This window comes from Methylotenera versatilis 79 (genome assembly GCF_000384375.1).
Classification (GTDB): Bacteria; Pseudomonadota; Gammaproteobacteria; order Burkholderiales; family Methylophilaceae; genus Methylotenera_A; species Methylotenera_A versatilis_B.
This window is the reverse complement of record NZ_ARVX01000001.1, coordinates 1,813,122-1,834,833: the sequence shown is the minus strand read 5'-3', so window position 1 is coordinate 1,834,833 and position 21,712 is coordinate 1,813,122. Positions and strand designations below refer to the sequence as shown.

Here is a 21,712-nt window from a genome sequence, read left to right as displayed (position 1 = left end):
AAAATTGAATAATAATAAACTTGAAAGCTATTTTTTAAGCCAGGTTTCCATTTCTTTTGCTTCTAATGGCGGCGAATAGAAATAGCCTTGTACTTTTTTGCATCCGCTTGTAATTAGAATATCCGCTTGCTCTTGATTTTCTACTCCTTCTGCCACTAAATCCAAGCCCAGCGCATCACCGAGAGCAACAATCGCTTTAACAATGACGCGGTCTTCTTCACTATTGACCAAACCATCGACAAATGAACGGTCAATTTTCACTTCATCCACGGCCCAACGTTTAAGATATAACAGCGATGAATGCCCCATACCAAAATCATCTAGCGAAATATGAAAACCCAAATCTTTAATTAAGCGCATATTGTTTTTAACAACATCGACTTCTTCTAACAGCGCGTATTCGGTAATTTCAATACACAACATGGATGGCGTAATCGCATATTTTGCGGGTATAGCATTCAACATTTTGATTAAATTATCTGAACGTAAATGGCGCGCAGAAATATTAATCGACACGCGCGGCACGTTAAATTTTTTATCCAGCCATGCGCGCATTTGCTTACAAGTTGCCTCTAACACCCATTCGCCAATTTGATTGATCAGCGAAGATTGCTCTGCAATTTTAATGAATTCTAATGGCGGAATGAGGCCTCGCTCTGGATGTCGCCAGCGAATTAATGCTTCCATTCCAATCAATTGATTATGCGTATTTTCCAATTGCGGTTGATACATAATAAACAGCTGTTTTTCTTTCAGCGCATGGCGAATACCATGTTCCATTTCCAACCATTGATGCGCAATAAAATTAAGATTAGTAGTATAGAACTCAAAGTCATTTCGACCATTTTGTTTGGCGCGATACATCGCTAAATCGGCATAGACCAATAACGTTTGCGTATCAGTCGTGTCATCGGGATAAACGCTGACGCCTATACTGACCGTGCTATATACTTTTTGCTGATGCATCTCAAACGGGACGGAAAATGCCGCAATGATGTCACGCACTAAACGATGACCATCTTGCGGCGATGCGCCTTCCATAATCATCACAAACTCGTCACCGCCCAGCCTACATAACACATCCGTTGCGCGCACGCGTTCTGTGATGCGCTTAGTCGCCATAATCAATAGTTGGTCGCCCACTTCGTGACCAAGCGTATCGTTGACCATTTTAAAATGATCTAAATCAAAAAATAGTAATAGAACTTGATTACCAGTACGCGCCGCTTTTGTGACAGCATGTTCCAATCGCTGCCTGAACATGCTGCGATTCGGCAAACCAGTTAACTCATCATGCGATGCCAAAAACTCGACTTTGCGATTTAGCGCAATCGTTTCGCTCACGTCGCGACCTACGCCACGATAACCAACAAAATTGCCATTATTTGCAAATACAGGCTTGCCCGACACGCGCAAATAAACCAATTTTCCAGCTTCATCGGTAAAGTGCACGACATAATCCGAAAAGCGTTTATGCCCTTGCAAGGTTTTCAGCATTTCGTTAGAGCTGTGGCTATGAGAAGCTTCTGCCAAATCAGTCAGACTGTAAAAACTTAAGCCTTTTGGCCCGCCAGTCACCGCGAAAATTTTTAAGTACTCATCTGATTCCCAAAACCAATCTGCAGAGGCTTCGGCAAAATCTCTAAAACGCGCTTCACTGGCGATGAGTTTTTCTCTTTCTTCACTCAACTCAATTATTTTTTGATCTAGTTTGCTGCGTACGCGATCTGCATGCTGTTTATCCAGTTTAAGCGGGCTACCGCGATATAATCCGCGACTTCTGGGTAAGTCTGCTGGCCCATTTGAATTTAAAACTTCGTCGATAATATCCATTAACTCTGGCATTAACATAGGTTTGATTAAAAACTTAGTTGCGCCAAGTGATAAGGCAAATTTTTTGTCTTGCTCTGAGGTGTAAGTCGCGGTGTAAAAAATAAGTGGGATATGCTGCAGGTTTTGATTTTGTTTAACGGCACGACATAAGCCGTATCCATCCATTTCTGGCATCAAAATATCTGAAATAATCAGATTGACATCCTGGGTTTGTAGATGAGATAACGCTTTTAAACCATTATCAAAACTGGCGACTTCATAGCCTTTTGCCGTTAATACGGTTTCTAATAACTGCCTAGAGTTCTCATCATCTTCTACAACTAAAATTTTCACACAGCACCTCACCTTGTTATTTTTTTTGTTTTTTTAAGTTTATTTTTTGTTAATACTTATTTTGTTTGTTAATTACTAGCTCAATTTGTTGAATCACCGACATTGGATCAATCGGCTTTTCAATATAACTGGTACAACCTGCTGCCAACAGTCTTTCACGGTCGCCCGACATCGCATAAGAAGTCATTGCAATAATCGGCACTTGCTTACCTGCTGGATGCGCTCTAATGCGTTTTAGCACTTCCAAACCGTTAATATCAGGTAATTGTATATCTAAAATTATGAAATCTGGCGGAATTGTCGTTGCCTGTTTAACGCCTTCTAATCCAGTCATCGCAAAACGCGTTTTATAGTTCGCCTCTTCTAAAATAAATCGAATCAATTCCAGGTTATTTTCGTTATCTTCTATGATCAAAGCGACTGTCATGATTGGGATTTCCCTGATGGTGATTCGTCTAAAATAGAAGCCGTTTGTTCAAGCTCAGTTTCTGAAATTTTGGCAGGTATTTTAATCGTAAAAATACTGCCTTCATTCAGTTCGCTTTGCACCTGAACTGTTCCGCTGAGCAACTGTGCCAAGATTTTACGGGTTAAGTACAAGCCTAAACCAGTGCCCAACGTTTTGATTTTCAATGGCGAATCAATGCGTTCAAACGGTTTAAATAAGTGCGCTAAATCCGCTTCACCGATACCAATTCCCGTGTCTTGCACACTAATCGTCAGCCAATCATTTTCTAACTGTGCTTTAATATATATCGAACCTTTTACGGTATATTTAACCGCGTTGCTGGCTACATTAAGGATGACTTGATACAAACGCTTGCGGTCTGTTTCCAGCTGCAATCCATCAGCACAATCAATCGTCACCAGTAGATTTTTTTCAGTCACAATATGCTCAATCGCTTGCTCAACTTCAGTTAACAAAGGCATTAACTCAAACTGCTCAATATGCACTTGCAAAAAACCCGCTTCAATCTTAGAAATATCAATCACATCGGTAATCAGCGATAACAGATGTTTAGCAGAATGATAGGCGCGACTTAACTGATCTTTTTGCTTAAAATTCAGCTCGCCCGACATGCCTTGCAATACCACACCCAAAAAACCAATAATGGAATTTAATGGTGTACGTAACTCGTGTGACATAGAAGCCACAAACATGGATTTGATTCGATCAGCTGATTCAGCCGCTTCACGCGCTTTAATCAAGCTTGCTTGCAAGATTTTTTGCTGAGAGATATCTAGTGCGATTGCAACCAATTTCCCTTGGTCACCGACATTTTCGCCTACCGCGCCGATTGAGCATTGATATTCATATTTTTCGCCAGCTGCATTTTGCAGCAACAACTCAATGGCGCGAAAATCCTCGCCTTTCATGGCGCGCGCCGCAGCGGCTATGGCTTTTTTTCGTGATTCTTTTGCAACGATTAACTCAATGAAATTTTCACCAATCATTGTCGCTCTGTTATAACCTGCCGCAGAAATTGCTTCTGGATTGGCCTCGATAATCAAGCCTTTATTATCAATAATCAAAATGGGTAAAGGTGCATGCTCTACAACATAACTGTAGCGTTTTTCACTTTCTAGCAGTTTTTTAGCGTTAACTTCTAAAGCTCTTTGTTTGCTCATGTCCTGGCCGATAGAAATAATCACCGGATTATTGTCATCATCAAGCGCCATGCTACGTGAAATAGCTAAATCTGCCGTGCTGCCATCTGCGCAACGAATCGACAACTCTTGCCCCTGTATTTTCTCTCCATAAGCAATCTGTTTTTCTATCTGAAGCAATTGCTGTTTATTTTGTTTGGTCGCAAATAATTCTTGATAAGTTTTACCTATCGCAAATTCTCGGCTATAGCCTGATATACGTTCAGCCTCGGGATTCATTTCAATAATCTCATTGGCAATATTCATATATAAAATACTGACTGGCGCGCGTTCTACCAAAAATCGAAATAATTTGGCATTGTTTTCAATGGATGCAGTGCGTTTTTGAACGATGGTTTCCAGATGTTTTTGCTGATGCGATAAATCCGCCTCTACTTGCTGGCGTTTTTGTGCTTCTATCGTCAATCGCGCTAAATCGGTAATCGAGCCGACAAAGTTTTGCTCATCGATCGTCCACTCGCGTGGCCCGCCCACATGCTCGTGGCAAATCACACCAATCATCTCGTTATTTAACCAAATAGTGCCATCCAATATGGCGCCAATGTGATTGTCCTGTAAATACTCCTTGGTAAACTCGGCCGTTGCTGCATGATGACGCACATCATTCACGGCAATCACACGGTTTTGTTTAAGATGTTTGAAATACTCAGGTAATTGTTCGGTGATTAACGGCTGCGATACTGTGTGCAAATGTTGAGATCTAACATACAAGCTTAAACATTCAAGCTGTTTAAAATCGTCACTGAATCGCCATATACTCACGCGCTCTACGTCTAACGCTTCAGCTGAGACTTCGGCAATTTCTCTAAATATGGCTTCTGGATTTTGCCAATTACCCAATTGCATAGAGGCTAAATGCGCCAAACTGGCATTTTGACGCTGCAAACGGTGCTCACTTTGCAATAATTTGTCTTGTGCTATTTTTTTATCGACATTTTGTACATGCAGTTTATTAATCAGTTTTTCTAATTGCTGACTGCGTTTAAGGTTGCCAAATAGATAACCGCCATACAAAACAAATACAAAAAAGCCAGCACTAGCCCATTGCACAAAGCGTTGGTCTGCATAATATTGATAGGTAAAAACCAGATGTAAATACAGCACGACCAAGCCACTAACAAACAGCAGCCCGATCATCAAAATTCTTTTTGTGGGAAAAGAGATGCGTTTATAGAGTGTTTCTAAACCCTGATTTGGCGTTAGAAATTTTTGCTTGACCTGCGTTTTAATGCGCCAATTCAACCACCACAGGCTAAATAAAATAAGTGAAAGTATAAAAAACAGGACTAATGTTACTTCCAGTTTATAGGCGATTAACCAGTGCGCTTGAGACAAAAATGCTTGGCTGATGACTGCAAAAATAAACGGGGATTGTGATAAATCACTGATGCGATTTAAATCGGCTACTTGTGGTGAATAAACCGACTGTGAATAAGCCGGCTGTGAATAAACCAAAACGGGCAACAGTATGAAAAAAAACAAGCTCAAAAAGCCAGCAGCTTTTTTTGAGAGTCTGTTTTTAGGAAATCTGCTATTAGCCAAGCGAAACCCCTGACATTAACCGTTATTTTTAATGACTATAGCAGTAAGATTGTCTGTTAGCTAATTTTCAATGTTTTCAGTGCATTAACACACTAATTGCTGTATTTATTCAGCAATAATTATGGATTCACAGTGTTTTGATTTTTATTGTGGATTAAACTTTTTGAAGCGTTTATTAAGCCTCACGATTACGCATAAAATCTGCCACGCCGTACAATTGTTCAGCTAATTTTTGCATTAACAATTCATCCATTTTTAATGTTTGCATGGCCTTTATCATGCAATACATCCATTGGTCACGTTCATTTTCGCCGATACTAAACGGTAAGTGTCTACGGCGCAGAAATGGATTGCCGTAGCGCTCTATGTATAGTTGTGGCCCACCTGTCCAGCCGGTTAAAAACATAAATAATTTTTCACGCGAACCAGTTAATTCGGCTGGATGCATGGCACGAATTGTCGCTGCTTTAGGGTCGCTATCCATCACGTCATAAAACGTATCGACTAACTGGCGAACCGCAGCTGTGCCGCCCTGTTCGCCGCCCAATAAGGTATAAAACGTCGATTTACTGCTGCCAGCTTCTTGTATTTTGTCTAACATATAATTTAAAGTCTTTTACTTGGCCGAAATACTGGCTTGAAATACTTGGGTGAAATATTCGTGTTGAGATAATTTGGTTTCAGATAATTATGCTTTCGCAGCGCTTGGCTTTACCAAGCTGGCCGCTAATTTTGCACGTGTTCTAGCTTCATCTGTATCTTTACCGACTGCCAACGCTACACCCATTCGGCGGCGTGCAAAGGATTCTGGCTTGCCGAATAAGCGAACATCGCTCCCAGGTACGTTTAAAGCAGCTTCTAGCCCATCATATTGCAAGTTAACGCTATCAACACCGCCATAAATAACCGCGCTGGCGCCCGCTTCTTTCATGCTCACATCGACAGGTAAACCTAAAATGGCGCGCGCGTGTAATTCAAACTCGCTTAATCGTTGTGAACACATCGTGACCATGCCAGTGTCATGCGGACGTGGACTCACTTCGCTGAACCAAACTTGGTCATCTTTAACAAATAGCTCTACGCCGAACAGTCCAAGTCCGCCCAAGCTATCCGTAATCGTTTTAGCGATATGTTGTGCCGATTTAAGCGCATTGGTAGTCATTTTCTGTGGTTGCCAACTTTCAATATAATCACCATTTTTTTGCACATGGCCAATCGGCTCGCAGAAATAAGTTTGCGTTTCGCCCGATGCGTTTTTTGCACGTACCGTTAACAAGGTAATTTCATAATCAAAGTCAATTTGACCTTCTACAATCACCACACCTTGATTCACACGCCCGCCAGTTGCGGCATAATCCCAAGCGGCTTTTACCTCACTGGCTTGCGTGATGCGCGATTGGCCTTTGCCACTGGAGGACATAGTCGGCTTAATAAAGCACGGGTAGCCAATAGCGGTTTTGCTTATGTTACTTTTGCCATCAATCGCGGCTTGTAATTCGGTTTCGCTGCGCGCAAACGCATAAGGTGATACCGGTAATTGCAACTCTTCAGCCGCTAAGCGACGAATACCTTCACGGTTCATGGTTAATTGCACAGCTTTGACTGTTGGTATAACTGTCGCTGAGCCTTCATTTTCAATATCAGCCAAGGCATCTGTGTTCAATGCTTCGATCTCTGGCACGATAAAATGTGGACTCTCTTTTTTAATCAATGCTTTAAGTGCGGCAGCATCTGTCATATCGATGGTGTAAGCGCGATGTGCAACTTGATGGCCAGGCGCATTGGCGTAACGATCGACTGCAATGACTTCTACGCCAAAACGTTGCAATGCAATAATCACTTCTTTGCCAAGTTCGCCGCTACCCAGCAACATCACTTTGGTTGCTGAGGATGTAAGAGGAGTGCCTAGTTTCATAAAATTTTGCCCATGCGTTTGTATCTATTTCTACAGATTGAAAAATGATTAGAATAATACCATGCGGCAATATAGAAGTCGTACGCTTAACGATTTACTAAGCGCAGATTAAGAGTGAAAAACTTGAGGTAATTTGAGGGTTAAGTAATGGTTAACTAAGGTCAATTAACTAATAGCAGTAATTAAAAACTAATACCGTGTTTATCCATACGATAACGCATGGTCATACGCGTAATACCTAATTGGCGCGCGGCTTCAGATACATTGTTATGTGCAGATTCTAGCGCTTTTAACAGCATGGTTTTTTCGGCTGCGTCCAAAGTTACTTGAGATTGCTTACTACTGTCGTTAGCGACTTTATTTTTACTGTCATTTAGATTTAAATCGCTGGCACTAATCTGTGCTTGGCTACTTAACAATACTGCACGGCTAATTTGGTGACGTAATTCACGTACGTTGCCAGGCCATTTATAAGTCTGCATCGCATCGACAGCAGATTGACTAAACTGATGTTTAGTCAATCCATAGCGTTTTTCAGTTAACTGCATAAAATGTTTGGCAAGTTGCAATATGTCTCCGCCACGCTCTCGCAACGGCGCCAGTGAGATTGTCATCACATTTAATCGATAATATAAATCTGAGCGAAAACGTCCTGCCTGCGACATTTCATGCAAATTACGATTAGTTGCCGCGACAATACGCGCCGGCACAATACGCTCTTTGGTTGAACCTAAACGTCTTACACGGCGACGCTCTAACACGCTTAATAGCTTTGCTTGCAAGGCCAGAGGCAATTCGCCAATCTCGTCCAAAAATAGCGTACCGTCTTCTGCTGCTTCAATTAAACCAGGCCTTGAAGTGACCGCATTGGTAAACGCACCTTTTTCGTGACCGAACAATTCACTTTCAATCAGCTCATTAGGCAAAGAAGCGCAATCAACATGCACAAAAGGCTTTTCACTATTACTACCGGAAGCATGTAGCAAACGGGCGGCGACATCTTTACCCGTGCCCGTTTCACCTGTAATCAACACAGTTGGCGCGATTGAATCACCCAAATGCCCCAACTGCGCAATACGCGCAATTTGCATATGAATGCTTTGCGTAGCAGGACTATCGCCAATTAATGTTATACCGTCGCTAGAATGCGCATTACGTTGCCGCGCATAATCTAGACTCGTTTGTAATGCTGATGTTTTTTCGTTTTTTTGAACAATTAATAATAGCTCTTCTAAATCTATCGGCTTTTTTAAATAATCATTCGCGCCCAATTTCATTGCATTTACGGCATCACTCACTTCGCCGTAAGCGGTCATCACAATGGTTGTCATGTTTTTAGCAACGAACTCACTCAGTAAATCTAAGCCGTTGCCATCTGGCAAACGCATATCCAACAACACAAGATCAGCGTTGAACTGCTTAATGATTGCGCGCGCGTCAGCCAAGCTTTCAACATGTTCACACTCAAAACCCGCTTTTTGCAAACGCTTTTGTACCGCGCGTGCAAACAGAACCTCATCTTCAACAATCAATATTTTTTTTGATTGACTGAAATGTGTGGATTGTTCTAAATGCTCAGAATCTGCATTAGCGGGTTTCGGCTGAGTGTGTTGTGCTAGCAATTAAACTCCTGCGTTAATCATTAAATTACAGCAACTATTTTTTTGGTTTAGCGAACTCATAGCGGAAGCCCAACCATGCAGCACGTGGAGCACCTGGCAACAAACCTAACATTCTGGACTCTTCACCGAATACGCCGGCAGAGTTGAATGCGGTTTCAGCGAGGCGTCCGCTAATATAGTAATCGCGGTCAAAAATATTGGTTGCTTTAGCAAATGCTTTCCAGCCATTACCAATGTTGTATTGAGTATCCAAGTTAACAACAAAGTAACCGCTGATTTTGCCTTTACCGGTTGCGCAATCTTCACCATCATTACAATTAGCAGAGTTTGCTTTGTGTTTATTGTTTTCATTCCCCCACACATATTGGCTTGCATAACCGATTACGTTCGCACCGACTGTCCATGCAGGAGTGACTGCATATTGGCCGCGTAATTTGATCTGGTGTTTAGGAATAGTTGGTAAATAATCACCTTTAGTCGCAGTATAAATACCATCATCGCTAGATGAGTTTGACTGATTAGCAAATTCAACATCTGTGTCATAAGTAGCTCTTACATAACTATATGACGCACCCCATTTGAATTTTTCTAAATTACCGTTCAAACCAAAATCCAGCCCTTGACGTTTTGTTCTACCAATGTTTCTGTAATAACCTGCACCGGATAATTGGTTTGATGCAGTGAACTGAATGTCGTCGTGATTCACGGCATGGTAAATGCCAGCATTCCAGCTGATAGCGTCAGTTAATTTGCCACGACCACCAAACTCATAGGTTTTAGCAACCACTTGGTTAAGTGGAGGATCATCTGCCATTGCTGCTGGCAATAGACAAGGTGCATCTGGATTCGAACAGCCTAATTCAATTGCAGTTGGCGCACGACTCGATTCACTATAAGAGGTATAGAAAGTTAAGTCTTTAGATGGCGTGTGCGTTAAACCGATGGTTGGATTTAAGCGTGTGTAGCTATCTCTCGCTGTCAAACTATTAGGGTTTGTATCAGTTTTTGGGCCACGTAATGTATCCGTGTTATCGATACGCGTGAAATTCCAGCTTGCGCCTGCATTCAAATGCCATTGATCATTTAACGATAATGTGTCTGTTGCAAAGATACGAGCAGTGTATTGTTTACCGGTTAAACCAACGTTTTGACGTTTGGGAAGCAAGCCGGCGCCATCTTCAAATTCAGCGCCACCTATGATTGGTGCTCTTGACGGTGTCCATACATTTCCGCCTAGACCATCATCAAACACGTCATCTTCTTCACCAGCCACATTGATGTGCTCTGATTGTTTAAATCGAATGAGTGAATAGTCGTAACCTGCGCCAACGACAAATTGATTCTTTTTACTCATCCAATCCTGGTCAAAGCTCAATTGACCAGTCAAACCGTATGTGTCTTGAGTGGTCTTGGTCGTGTTCATGACAGCACCAAGATATTCTTCATCGTCGAACTCACCAGCATAGTCAGGATACAGCGCTGCTAGGCCTCCATCTTCATTGTCACCTTCCCACGCATCACCGTTTTTAGTGTGACGGTTTGATTTTTTATAATACACATTACCTGAGAACATCGTCTCTTCATTAAAGAAATGTGAACCATTTAACGCTAAAAAGTGAGAGTAGTTATTAGTAAAGTCTGGGCGCGTATGAATCTGGTCACGTTTGCCACTCAACAGAATTTCAGGTGTAAAGCCATTACCAATTAAATTATTATCTGTACCAATATAGGTAAGATCTAACTTGGTAGATTCATTTTGCCAGCCTGTTTTACCAAATAACTGATTCACATGTGATGGTGAATAATCTCTCCAACCATTCTCAGTAGTATGTTGATAGCCGAATAGATAATCGACAGAACCATCCTCTGAAACGCCACCGTATTCAATTAACGCACGTTGACGACCCCATGAACCAGCCTCGTATTCAACTGCAGCGCCTTGGTTATCGCGGCCACTTTTGGTTTGAACAACAATAGCGCCGCCTAAAGTATTTAAACCAAACAATGGATTGGATCCAGGAATCATTTGCATATTGCCGATAGCAAAACTAGGAATTTTGTCCCAGAGTGTCACATCGCCAAACGGCTCATTGACGCGCACGCCATCGATATAAGTAGAAAGGCCTTGTGCATTGCCTAATAACGGTGATGATGAGTAGCCACGGAAGTTAATTTCAGGCTGCCAAGGGTTGCCGCCCATTTCGGTAACAGAAACACCTTGCATATTGGCATTCATGTAATCAGCAATTGAAACGCCAGTTTGGTCATTGATTGCTTTGGGCGATGCGAACTGAATGTTCGCTGGGATTTTATAAAGTGGTAAGCCAATACCTTTTAAAGGTGTTGTAGACATCACTTCAATTTTTTCTACGCTCACATTTGTTGCGTCTTCTGCTTGTGCCAATTGTGGCAACGCACAGGAAATCAGCATAGAAATAAGAGTTAAGTTTGGCTTGGTTTGTAATTTGGTTTGCGGTTTCATTTTAGTTTTAAGCTCGCCTTGCATGTTGACTCCCTAGGATTAAATATACAACTCGCTTGTATATGCAAAATCCATTCCAAAACCTTTAATTTTAAAAAGCTCAATTAAATCAACAATGAAATTTAAGCGTTCAAATAAAAGGCTATTATAGATGGTTGTATTGGCTGTATACAACCACCAATGTTGGTTGTATACAGCCAATAACGTAATTACAAATATCGAGTTAAATACTGTTAAGTAATTGCTTAGGTGGGATGTTTAGATAACGTCGAATAACTAGCCAAGCGGCAAGAGGTATTAATATAAGCGTCAGCAAAAATACGCCGAAAGCTAGCACTACATTAAATTGGTAAGGAATATCCAGCACGAATCGACTTAAGTAATAACTGAGCCCCGTTGCCATGATAATGGCGACGCTTGCCGCGACCATGCCAATACTGGCAAACTCCGTCAATGTTGCAATCGTGGTTTGTGCGCGCGATGCACCTAACACGCGCAACAATGCAGATTCCTGCAAACGCGCATCTAGTGTGGCTATTAGCGCGGCATATAAAACCACCAAACCTGCCACTAAACAAAACATAAAGACAAAACCAATCGCCAGCGCTAATTTATTCATAATATCGCGCACTTGATTCATTAAGTTTGCCACATCGATCACCGTAAAATTAGGAAATTTTTGCACCATTTGGTTAAGCGCATTATCTTGATTTTTAGGCAAATAAAACGCGGTCATATAACTTGTGGGGAAGTTTTTAAGCGTATCCGCTGGCGTCACGGCGAAAAAGTTGGCGCGCATACTATCCCACTCCACTTTGCGAATGCTGGTGACCGTCAATGTGATTTTGCTGCCTGCGATATCGTAAGTTAACGCATCGCCAAGCTTAATGTTCAGTGCAGATGCGATATCTTCTTCTATGGATAAAAACGGCTTATCCGCTTCATTCGCTTGCCACCAACGACCTTGCAATAATTTATTATCCGTTTGCATTTGTGCTGCGCTAGATAAATTAAACTCGCGCGAAGAAAGGCGTTTGGCACGTTCATCATTATAAGAATTAGGCGCAACAGCTTGATCATTAATAGCCATTAACCTGCCGCGAATCATCGGAAATACTTGCGGTTTAGCAACGCCAATCGTTTGTAAAAACGCTTCTGTAGATGCCACTTGTTCTGGCTGAATATTAATAATAAAGCGATTTGGTGCATCGACAGGCAACGAAGCGCGCCATGATTGCATCAAATCAGTTTTAATCATTACTAATAACATCAACACCATTGCGCCCAAACTAAAGCCGATAATCTGCGCGATTGATAAACCTAACCGTCTGTTTAAATTGGCGAATCCAAGATTAATGGCATAATTTTTATTCGAATAATCAGTGGCTTGCTGGCTGATTTTTTTGAGCATCTTAGCCAAGCCATAAGCCAATAAACCAGCGACCAAACAAATACCTAAAATGCCTGCTAAAAATACAAAAGCCAGTTGCAAAGTCTTAGCCAACACAAACATCAGCAAGACCATCACAATGGCGATTGGGGCATATTTCAACCAAACCGAAACAGATTGCTCTGAAAAATCGTGTCTTAAAATACGCATGATAGGCACATTTTTTAAGGCGTGAATATGCGGCAACATAATGCTAAATAAAATCGCAAATGCCAGAATCAAGCCCATGAAAATCGGCATGACGTTTGGCGAGGGCAATGTTTCTAAAAACAATCTACCGGCAATATATGCCAAGCCATATTGCAGGATATAACCCAGCAAGCAACCCAACAAACCGCCGATTAAGGCCAAAAACGCGCTTTGTAACAGCATTAACTTTTGTATATTGGCTTTGCTGGCGCCAAAACAGCGCATCAAAGCAGCGGTATCTGTGCTGCGCGCAATAAAGGGAATGCTGGCCAGCAGCATAGCGACAATAGATAAAATCACACTGGCAAATGCACTTAAGCTTAAAAAAGTCTCCGCTTTATCTAAAGCGCTTTTGATCTCTGGACGTGCGGTTTTAACGTCTTCAACCCGCTCACCACGTTGCAATTTTGGCGTAACTTCACTGGAAAATTGCGCCACTTTATCTGCCGCGCCTGCCACTAGTAGTTGATATTTAAGTCGGCTGCCGAACTGCACTAATTGCGTTGCAGAAATGTCGTCTGCGTGCATCATTAAACGCGGCGCAAAACTAAACATATCGCCGCCGCGTGATGGTTCACGCGTTAAAATTCCCGCAATTTTAAATCGTGCTGCACCTAATTCAATGCTGTCACCAATCGCGAGCTTTAAGGTATTCACCAAACGCGGCTCTACCCAAACTTCGCCTTTATTCGGCGTGTTTTGCACGCTAGTTGGTGTTTGATTGCTGCTTAGCTGCACGCCAAAATCGCCACGCAGCGGAAAGCCATCCGATAAAGCTTTGATTTCAGCTAGCTGGTTACGCTCGCCTTTGATCACCATGCTAGGAAACTCTAAGGTAGTCGTACTTTTCAAGCCATATTGCTTGGCTAAATCGTAGTAGGATTGTGGAATCGCGTGGTCGGAAATAACCACTAAATCGCCGCCCAAAAGCAAGCCGCCTTGTGCATTAAGATGCAGCGCGATGCGATTAATAAAGAAATTAACGGCGGTGATTGAAGTGACTGCCAGCACCAAAGCCAACAACATCACGCGTAAATCGCCCGATTTCCACTGCGAAAATAATTGCTGCCAAGCGAGTTTTGCAATCATAACGATTCACTCAATCGGCCATTATTCAATGTTAATGAGCGTTGGCAGCGTTTAGCCAATTTCATATCATGCGTGACTAAAATAAGCGTGGTGCCAGCCGCTTGATTCAAATCAAATAGCAGCTCAATAATGCGTTCGCCCGTCGCTAGATCTAGATTGCCTGTTGGTTCATCGGCAAATAAGATAGCCGGTTGCGACGCAAAGGCACGTGCAATCGCGACACGTTGTTGCTCGCCGCCAGAAAGTTGCTTGGGATAATGCGTTAACCTTGCACCTAAGCCCACTTTTTCAAGCGTGGCAATCGCCACTTTTTTGGCATTGTCTTGATTCGCCAATTGCATCGGCAACATCACATTTTCTAACGCCGTCATGGTTGGCAATAATTGAAATGACTGGAACACAAAGCCCATATGTTTGCCACGAATAGCAGCGCGCGCATCTTCATCCAAGTCACTAAATGCCGCGCCTTTTACTGTCACGCTGCCACTGGTTGGCTGATCTAATCCTGCAAGCAAGCCAAGTAGTGTAGATTTACCAGAGCCGGAACTACCCACAATCGCCACACTCTCACCAAGCGCAACCTGTAACTGTAATTGTGAAAGAATGTTGATTTTATTGTCAGTATCGCCCACGCTTTTGCATAGATTAGTGGCTAAAATAGCAGGTGTAGACGGCTTTGTAGCTTGATACGTTGTGGGTTGATTCGTTGCAGTTTCATTCACTGATAATTGATGGATATTATTTGGGCTAGGCTCATTAGAAAGTAACATGTATGCGTTCTCGTTTATTTGGTTTTTATGCTGGCATTACTAAATTTAAAAACTCAAGTTTAAGTTTTCTTAAGATTATAAATCTAACCTTTAGTCTGATTGTGCTGAGTTTGGTTGCAACTAACGCGCAAGCAGCGCAAACAATCGTCGTTTTTGGCGATAGCTTATCCGCAGCTTATGGCATCCAACAAAATGAAGGTTGGGTCACACTGCTGCAAAACAAGCTTAAACAAGAAAACTTTGATTATAAAGTGGTTAATACCAGCATCAGTGGCGAAACCACTAGTGGCGGTTTAGGGCGCTTTAAAGCCATGTTAGCAACGCATAAACCGAATATCGTTGTCATTGAACTGGGTGCAAATGACGGTTTGCGCGGTTTAAGTGTCAAAGAAATGCACAGCAATCTGAATAACATGATTAACCAAGCCAAAGTCGCCAAAGCAGAAGTCATGTTGCTCGGCATGAGAATTCCACCTAACTATGGCATTCAATACACCCAACAATTCAGCGACACTTACGCTGATTTAGCCCAAAAATATGGCTTGAATTTAGTGCCGTTTTTTCTGGATGGCGTTGCAGGAAATCCAAGCCTAGTTCAAGACGATGGCTTGCATCCTAAAGCTGTAGCGCAAACTAAGTTATTAGAAAATGTTTGGCCGCAGCTTAAAAAGTTACTAAAATAAAATATTTAAATACAAATACTTAGCATATTAAATAAAACTTAACCCGTAAAAATGGTTAACTATTTTGTGAGTCAAATCACTTGTTTATATGCAAACTCACGAGCAAGCCCATTTCATCAGATGCAGCTTTAAACTTAGCATCAACCAAGTTGGTTTGTGGACTAGTTTCTGCGTCAACATTTGGAATCATCACTAAAGTTTCATCCATATAAATAAGTGGCAGTTGCTCACGTTGCCACGGTGGCACGCAAGACATTTGCAACAGCACTTTTAAACTACGGCTCGGGCGATTTAAATCTGGCTTAAAGCGCTCGCCACCAACTCGATTTTTAATCACTAACTGCTTATTATCTAAATACTTTATTGCAAAACCCTCACCCATTTTTTGGGTGAAAGTTAACGTATTTTGATTCGGCAAATGGACGACAGGCTCATTTTTCCAAGTGATATCAAGGAACAAATTATCGACAGTTTCTGCTATCAAATAAGCACGATTTTGATACCTTTTGAGTGTTAACTTAGCAGGATTTTCATCGTCAAAATCAGCATTTTCCTGCGTTATTTTTATATGAATCGCAGCATCCGATTTAGCCTGTAATAATTGCTCAGTAATCTGTTGCAACTGGCTAGTACTCGGCATCCGCACATGGCTTTGTGCTAGCCACCAACGTAATACATTGTTGATTCTAGGCTGACTTAAGCTGATTAATGGCGGCAGAAATAGCTGTGTAATTACCTGATTATTGGTAAAACATGCCTTTGCATCCTGTTCTGCCAAAACATCTAACAAACTGTTCGCTTCGGCTAAATGTGCTGCTGTACGCGCTAAACTTTGTTTGATTGTGGGATATTGTTGCTGCAAGGCGGGCAAAACCGAATGCCGCATAAAATTGCGATCAAACTGTTGATTCAAATTACTTTCATCATCCACCCAAACAAGCTGATGTAGTTTGGCATAATGTTCTAAATTTGCTCTGGAAATATTCAATAAAGGGCGAAGCAATTTTCTTTTGGTATCAATTGGCGCCATCGCAGCTAAGCCTTTGACACCTGCACCTCGTGCTAACTGCAAAAGCAAGGTTTCCGCTTGATCATCTTGATGATGCGCAGTGCAGATAAAGCCCGTACTTTTGCTCATCAACACTGAATAACGCGCTTTTCTAGCCGCGGCTTCAATGCCTAAACTGCTATTGGGATTAATATTGACTGTTGAAATAGTCAGTAGGATATTCAGTTGATTGCAAATTGTTTGGCAAAAATCTGCCCAATTATTTGCGTTAATACTTAAGCCATGATGCACATGATGTGCAGTGAGATGAAAGCCCGCACTTTGGCGAATAGTCGCTAAAACATGCAGCAACACACACGAATCAAGCCCGCCACTTAATGCAAGAGTGAGTGTGGGTTTAACCGCATTTTGGACAGAAAAAACTTCGCTTAAAAAAGTACTGACTTGCTGCGACAATAGATTGTCGCCTGCATTTATTTTTTTATTTTGGCGTTGTTTCTTTAAATTTTCCATAACTCATCAAACGGGCATAGCGTGCCGTTAATAGCTGTTCGGTATCTTTTTTCTGCAATGCAAGCAATTGATCTTTAAGCGTTTTACGCAATGATTGCATCACTAAAGGAATATCACGATGCGCGCCGCCTAATGGCTCACTGATGATAGTATCAACCAAGCCTAGCGACTTTAACCTATCGGCAGTAATGGCTAGTGTTTCTGCTGCTTCAGGCGCTTTGCTGGCGCTTTTCCATAAGATAGAAGCGCAACCTTCAGGTGAAATCACAGAGTAAGTCGAATATTGCAACATCAGCAAATGATCAACAACGCCCAAAGCCAATGCGCCGCCAGAGCCGCCTTCACCAATAATCACACCGATAATAGGCGTTTTAAGTTCAGCCATCACATATAGATTTTTAGCAATCGCCTCACTCTGTCCACGCTCTTCCGCACCAATACCTGGATAAGCACCCGGCGTATCAATTAGCGTGATAATCGGCAAATTAAATTTCTCTGCCAAACGATATAAGCGCAATGCTTTACGATAGCCTTCAGGTCGCGGCATACCAAAATTGCGGTATTGGCGTTCTTTTACATCACGGCCTTTTTGATGACCGATAACGACCACTGGAATACCTTCAAATCGACCTAATCCGCCAACAATCGCTGGGTCATCTGCATAAGCACGATCACCATGTAATTCTTCAAAATCGGTAAATATCTCACGAATATAATCCAGCGTGTAAGGTCTTTGCGGATGGCGTGCCACTTGCGAAATTTGCCAAGCGCTTAAATTTTGATAGGTTTCTTGCAGTAGCTTTTTTTGTTTTTTTTCTAACTGGTCTAGCTCTTTTGATATATCCAAAGCGTCATGCTCATCGTGCGACACTTGTAGCGCATCAATACGCCTCTCAAGCTCTGCAATCGGTTGCTCAAAATCTAAATAGCTTATTTTTGTATCTGTCGCGCGTCTTAATGTCATGAATTTATATTACCCAGCAGATTTATATTACTTAACAATGGCAAACGGTTTAATTATATAAGATTTTAACATTTTCTTTGGATAACCATGCGGTCAGATTTTGCAATAATTCGTCATGCAGCTCTACACGCCATGCATCACCCAGCATCATACTGGCTTGGCCTTGCGTATTGTGATATTCAATCTTAATCGGGCACAATTTTTTATCGGTTTCTGCTGCTTTTCTGCGATAAGGATTTAATATCGCCGTCAACTTTGCCGCATCTGATTGACCATTACACGAAATCTTTAACATGCTGGCATATTGGCTGCGCGCAGAGGCTAAATCATACAATTTACGCGCATTAACCCGTATTCCGCCTGAAAAATCATCATGGCTCACGCGCCCTTCTATAATCAGCAAGGCATCTTCTTTAATTAATTGCGCAGATTGATTGAGCATTTCGCTACCGACAACCACATCCACACGCGATATCGCATCATCAATCGTCACAATCGCCATTTTACCGCGCTGCGTCATACGGATGCGCACGCCCACAACAATGCCCGCCATCAGTTTTGGCTGTTCTTGAGGTGTTAAGTCTGCCAACGAACCACGCACAAATTGACTGACATCTTGCTTGGCGTTTAAAAATGGATGCCCACTTAAATAAAAACCCAAGGCGGCTTTTTCTTCAATCAACGCTTGTTGTGGTGACCAAGCTGCTACGTTTGGCAAATCGTGTTTGGTCTCGGATACATCACCGAATAGATTATCTTGCCCTGCATTGCTATTATTTTGCTCTGCTGCGGCAATCGCCATGCTAACAGCTGCCAACAACGCGGCGCGGTTCGGCTCTAATTTGTCAAATGCACCAACACGAATAAGCGACTCAATCACGCGTCGATTCACTTTACGTAAATCTAATCGGTTACAAAAATCGAATAAACTTTTAAACGGCCCACTCGCTTCTCGCGAAGCCATAATCAGCTCAATCGCAGCTAAGCCCGTGCCTTTTACCGCGCCTAAACCATACAACATTTGGCTGTTGTTTATTGGTAAGAATCGGTAGCCACTTTGATTGATATCAGGCGCCAACACTTCGACTTTATTCGGCGCGCAATCATCAAAGAAGCTATGAATATTATCGGTGTTATTCATATCTGCAGACATGGTCGCGGCCAAAAATGCAGCCGGATAATGCGCTTTTAAATAGGCGGTGTGATAAGCCACTAAAGCATAAGCCGCTGCATGCGATTTATTAAAACCATATCCAGCAAACTTTTCTAGCAAATCAAATAATTCAGTCGCCTGCTTTTCGTTAAGGCCATTTTTAAGCGAACCTTCTACAAAAATGGCGCGCTGCGCATCCATTTCCTCTTTTTTCTTCTTACCCATGGCGCGACGCAGCAAATCCGCACCACCCAAGCTGTAACCTGCCACCACTTGCGCAATTTGCATCACCTGCTCTTGATAAACCGCGATGCCGTAAGTTTCTTTAAGAATAGATTCTGTGGCTGGATGCGGATATTCCACGCGCTGCTGGCCATGTTTACGGCGGCAAAAATCCGGTATCAAATCCATCGGGCCAGGACGATACAATGCTACCAGCGCAATAATATCTTCAAAGCAATCTGGCTTTGCCTGCTTGAGCATATCTTTCATGCCGCGTGATTCCAGCTGGAATACGGCGGTAGTATTAGCCGTTTTGAGTAATTGGTAACTGGCTTTATCGTTAAGCGGCAAGGTTTCAAAACTGAGTGGCGACTCACCCGCAACAGCTCGCTGTTTATTGGCATTGACTAACGCCAATTCTAAAATCGTCAGCGTTCTTAATCCCAAAAAGTCAAACTTAACCAAGCCGACTGCTTCTACATCGTCTTTATCATACTGGCTGACTAAACTGCCACCATCAGGCTGACAATAAATCGGTGAGAAATCGGATATTTTGCTTGGGCTAATCAATACGCCACCTGCGTGCATGCCGACATTTCGCACTAAGCCTTCTAGTCTTAATGCTAACTCTAATAACTCGGCAACTTCTTCTTCTTTTTCGCGGCGCTCTTGTAATTGCGGTTCTTTTTCTAAGGCGCTGCTTAGCGTAATGCCTAATTCCAGTGGGATTAATTTCGCAATGCCATCCACAAAATTAAATGGCAGATCGAGCACGCGGCCAACATCGCGAATCACGGCTTTAGCCGCCATGGTACCGAAGGTGGCAATTTGCGATACCGCATCTAAGCCATATTTTTGCTTCACGTAATCAATCACGCGATCACGTCCATCCATGCAGAAGTCGATATCGAAGTCAGGCATGGAAACACGATCTGGATTTAAAAAACGTTCAAACAGCAAATTATATTGCAACGGATCTAAATCGGTAATGTTCAAACTGTACGCAACTAGAGAGCCAGCACCAGAACCCCTGCCTGGTCCAACAGGTACGCCATTATTTTTCGCCCAATTGATAAAGTCTGCAACGATTAAAAAGTAGCCCGCAAAACCCATTTGATTGATGATTTTGCACTCAAATTCAAGCCTATCTGCATACTCAGCCCGCTTGGCTTCACGCTTAACATCATCCGGATATAAACTGTTTAAACGCGCTGCCAAGCCGATATGCGATTGCGCAACCAAATAGGTATCTAAGCTAGATTGGTCTGGCGTGGGGAAATTCGGTAAATAGTTTTTGCCCAGCTCAATCACCAAATTACAGCGTTTAGCGACCTCAACTGTATTGGCTAAGGCTTCAGGAATATCCGCAAACAGTGCGCACATATCTGTCTGTGATTTGAAATATTGTTGCTCAGTGAAATTTTTCGGTCGACGTTTATCAGCCAACATATAGCCTTCTGCAATGCAGGTTCGGGCTTCATGTGCTTTAAAATCATCTGGCGTAGTAAATTGTATCGGGTGTGTGGCGATTACTGGTAACTCAGCAGCACTGGCTAAATCTAATATTTGTTGAATTAAAAATTCTTGCGCAGGACTATCTTTAGACTCAGAAACGCGCTGGATTTCTAGATAAAAGCGATTAGGAAACAGTTCAGACCAAGTGTTCGTTAATTGCGCGGCATGCGCGTTATTGCCCGCACTGAATGCGGCGCCAATATCACTTTGCACGCTGCCAGAAATCAGCAACAAACCTTCTGTATTCAGCAACCATTCTTGCTTGATTTCGGCGCGCCCGCGATACTGATTTTCAAGAAATGCGCGACTTAATAATCCACATAATTGACGATAACCGACTGCATTTTGCACCAACAATAATAAGCGATGTGCTTGATCACGATTTTTAGCATTTTCTAGCCAAATATCGCAGCCTAAAATGGGTTTAATGCCGCGACCACGTGCTGCTTTGTAAAACTTGATTGCACCAAATAAATTACTTAAATCGGTTAAAGCCACTGCTGGCATGGCGTCAGCACTGGCGGCTTGAATATAATCATCAATGCGTACTGTACCATCTACAATTGAATACTCGCTATGGCAACGCAAATGTACAAATCGTGGGCCTGACATTTGTGCCGTGTCTATTTGTATAGCGTCTGATTGAATATTGACTTCGTTTTGCATTGCGCTATTTTACCCGCACCTGCATCAGTATCACAAAACATATGTTGAAAATATTGACTTAAATAAATGCAAAAAACCGCTAGACTTAATTAAA

13 protein-coding genes are annotated in these 21,712 nt (G+C 42.3%); 1 reads left to right on the top strand and 12 read right to left on the bottom strand.

Annotated elements, in window-relative coordinates:
- Nucleotides 1-27: 27 nt before the first annotated feature.
- The 9 genes from METVE_RS0108910 to METVE_RS0108865 form a co-directional block, all read right to left on the bottom strand.
- Nucleotides 28-2,166, bottom strand: coding sequence for a two-component system response regulator (locus METVE_RS0108910; RefSeq protein ID WP_020168126.1), 2,139 nt, complete (start codon nt 2,164-2,166; stop codon nt 28-30).
- 49 nt (nt 2,167-2,215) lie between these two features.
- Nucleotides 2,216-2,593 (bottom strand): response regulator, encoded by a 378-nt coding sequence (locus tag METVE_RS0108905; RefSeq protein ID WP_020168125.1) that lies wholly within the window; start codon nt 2,591-2,593, stop codon nt 2,216-2,218.
- Nucleotides 2,590-5,376: a sensor histidine kinase gene (locus METVE_RS0108900; RefSeq protein WP_020168124.1), complete on the bottom strand. Its 2,787-nt coding sequence runs from the start codon at nt 5,374-5,376 to the stop codon at nt 2,590-2,592. The genes METVE_RS0108905 and METVE_RS0108900 overlap by 4 nt, the downstream gene beginning before the upstream one ends.
- Before the next feature lie 175 nt (nt 5,377-5,551).
- Nucleotides 5,552-5,977, bottom strand: coding sequence for a group II truncated hemoglobin (locus tag METVE_RS0108895; RefSeq protein WP_020168123.1), 426 nt, complete (start codon nt 5,975-5,977; stop codon nt 5,552-5,554).
- Between the two features lie 87 nt (nt 5,978-6,064).
- Nucleotides 6,065-7,291, bottom strand: a complete 1,227-nt coding sequence (purT, locus tag METVE_RS0108890; RefSeq protein WP_020168122.1) for a formate-dependent phosphoribosylglycinamide formyltransferase — start codon at nt 7,289-7,291, stop codon at nt 6,065-6,067.
- Between the two features lie 182 nt (nt 7,292-7,473).
- Nucleotides 7,474-8,913 (bottom strand): sigma-54-dependent transcriptional regulator, encoded by a 1,440-nt coding sequence (locus METVE_RS0108885; protein ID WP_020168121.1) that lies wholly within the window; start codon nt 8,911-8,913, stop codon nt 7,474-7,476.
- A 34-nt stretch (nt 8,914-8,947) separates the two neighbouring features.
- The gene (locus tag METVE_RS0108880) at nt 8,948-11,419 is read right to left on the bottom strand and encodes a TonB-dependent receptor (RefSeq protein ID WP_020168120.1); all 2,472 of its coding nucleotides are present in this window, start codon (nt 11,417-11,419) and stop codon (nt 8,948-8,950) included.
- Nucleotides 11,420-11,618: 199 nt separating this feature from the next.
- Entirely contained in the window at nt 11,619-14,123 is a 2,505-nt protein-coding gene (locus tag METVE_RS0108870) for an ABC transporter permease (RefSeq protein ID WP_020168118.1), read from the bottom strand.
- Nucleotides 14,120-14,893: an ABC transporter ATP-binding protein gene (locus tag METVE_RS0108865; RefSeq protein WP_020168117.1), complete on the bottom strand. Its 774-nt coding sequence runs from the start codon at nt 14,891-14,893 to the stop codon at nt 14,120-14,122. Before METVE_RS0108865 ends, METVE_RS0108870 begins: the two co-directional genes overlap by 4 nt.
- A gap of 2 nt (nt 14,894-14,895) precedes the next feature.
- On the opposite strand from METVE_RS0108865, the gene METVE_RS0108860 reads away from it, so the two are divergent.
- Nucleotides 14,896-15,576 (top strand): arylesterase, encoded by a 681-nt coding sequence (locus METVE_RS0108860; protein WP_020168116.1) that lies wholly within the window; start codon nt 14,896-14,898, stop codon nt 15,574-15,576.
- Nucleotides 15,577-15,652: 76 nt separating this feature from the next.
- Here METVE_RS0108860 and tilS read toward each other — a convergent pair whose 3' ends face one another.
- The 3 genes from tilS to dnaE are packed head-to-tail and all read right to left on the bottom strand — an operon-like array spanning nt 15,653 to nt 21,618.
- The gene (tilS, locus tag METVE_RS0108855; RefSeq protein WP_020168115.1) at nt 15,653-17,098 is read right to left on the bottom strand and encodes a tRNA lysidine(34) synthetase TilS; all 1,446 of its coding nucleotides are present in this window, start codon (nt 17,096-17,098) and stop codon (nt 15,653-15,655) included.
- Nucleotides 17,067-18,062, bottom strand: coding sequence for an acetyl-CoA carboxylase carboxyltransferase subunit alpha (locus tag METVE_RS0108850; protein WP_020168114.1), 996 nt, complete (start codon nt 18,060-18,062; stop codon nt 17,067-17,069). The genes tilS and METVE_RS0108850 overlap by 32 nt, the downstream gene beginning before the upstream one ends.
- A 49-nt stretch (nt 18,063-18,111) precedes the next feature.
- Nucleotides 18,112-21,618 carry a DNA polymerase III subunit alpha gene (gene dnaE, locus METVE_RS0108845; protein ID WP_020168113.1) on the bottom strand — a complete coding sequence of 1,169 codons (3,507 nt, stop codon included), beginning with the start codon at nt 21,616-21,618 and terminating at the stop codon, nt 18,112-18,114.
- Nucleotides 21,619-21,712: the final 94 nt, after the last annotated feature.

What these genes read in the sequence shown, in the direction of transcription:
- METVE_RS0108880 (WP_020168120.1), bottom strand. Translation starts at nt 11,419, where the DNA reads ATGCAAGGCGAGCTTAAAACTAAAATGAAACCGCAAACCAAATTACAA.
- METVE_RS0108870 (WP_020168118.1), bottom strand. Translation starts at nt 14,123, where the DNA reads ATGATTGCAAAACTCGCTTGGCAGCAATTATTTTCGCAGTGGAAATCG.
- purT (WP_020168122.1), bottom strand. Translation starts at nt 7,291, where the DNA reads ATGAAACTAGGCACTCCTCTTACATCCTCAGCAACCAAAGTGATGTTG.
- tilS (WP_020168115.1), bottom strand. Translation starts at nt 17,098, where the DNA reads ATGGAAAATTTAAAGAAACAACGCCAAAATAAAAAAATAAATGCAGGC.
- METVE_RS0108905 (WP_020168125.1), bottom strand. Translation starts at nt 2,593, where the DNA reads ATGACAGTCGCTTTGATCATAGAAGATAACGAAAATAACCTGGAATTG.
- METVE_RS0108895 (WP_020168123.1), bottom strand. Translation starts at nt 5,977, where the DNA reads ATGTTAGACAAAATACAAGAAGCTGGCAGCAGTAAATCGACGTTTTAT.
- METVE_RS0108860 (WP_020168116.1), top strand. Translation starts at nt 14,896, where the DNA reads ATGCGTTCTCGTTTATTTGGTTTTTATGCTGGCATTACTAAATTTAAA.
- METVE_RS0108865 (WP_020168117.1), bottom strand. Translation starts at nt 14,893, where the DNA reads ATGTTACTTTCTAATGAGCCTAGCCCAAATAATATCCATCAATTATCA.
- METVE_RS0108850 (WP_020168114.1), bottom strand. Translation starts at nt 18,062, where the DNA reads ATGACATTAAGACGCGCGACAGATACAAAAATAAGCTATTTAGATTTT.
- dnaE (WP_020168113.1), bottom strand. Translation starts at nt 21,618, where the DNA reads ATGCAAAACGAAGTCAATATTCAATCAGACGCTATACAAATAGACACG.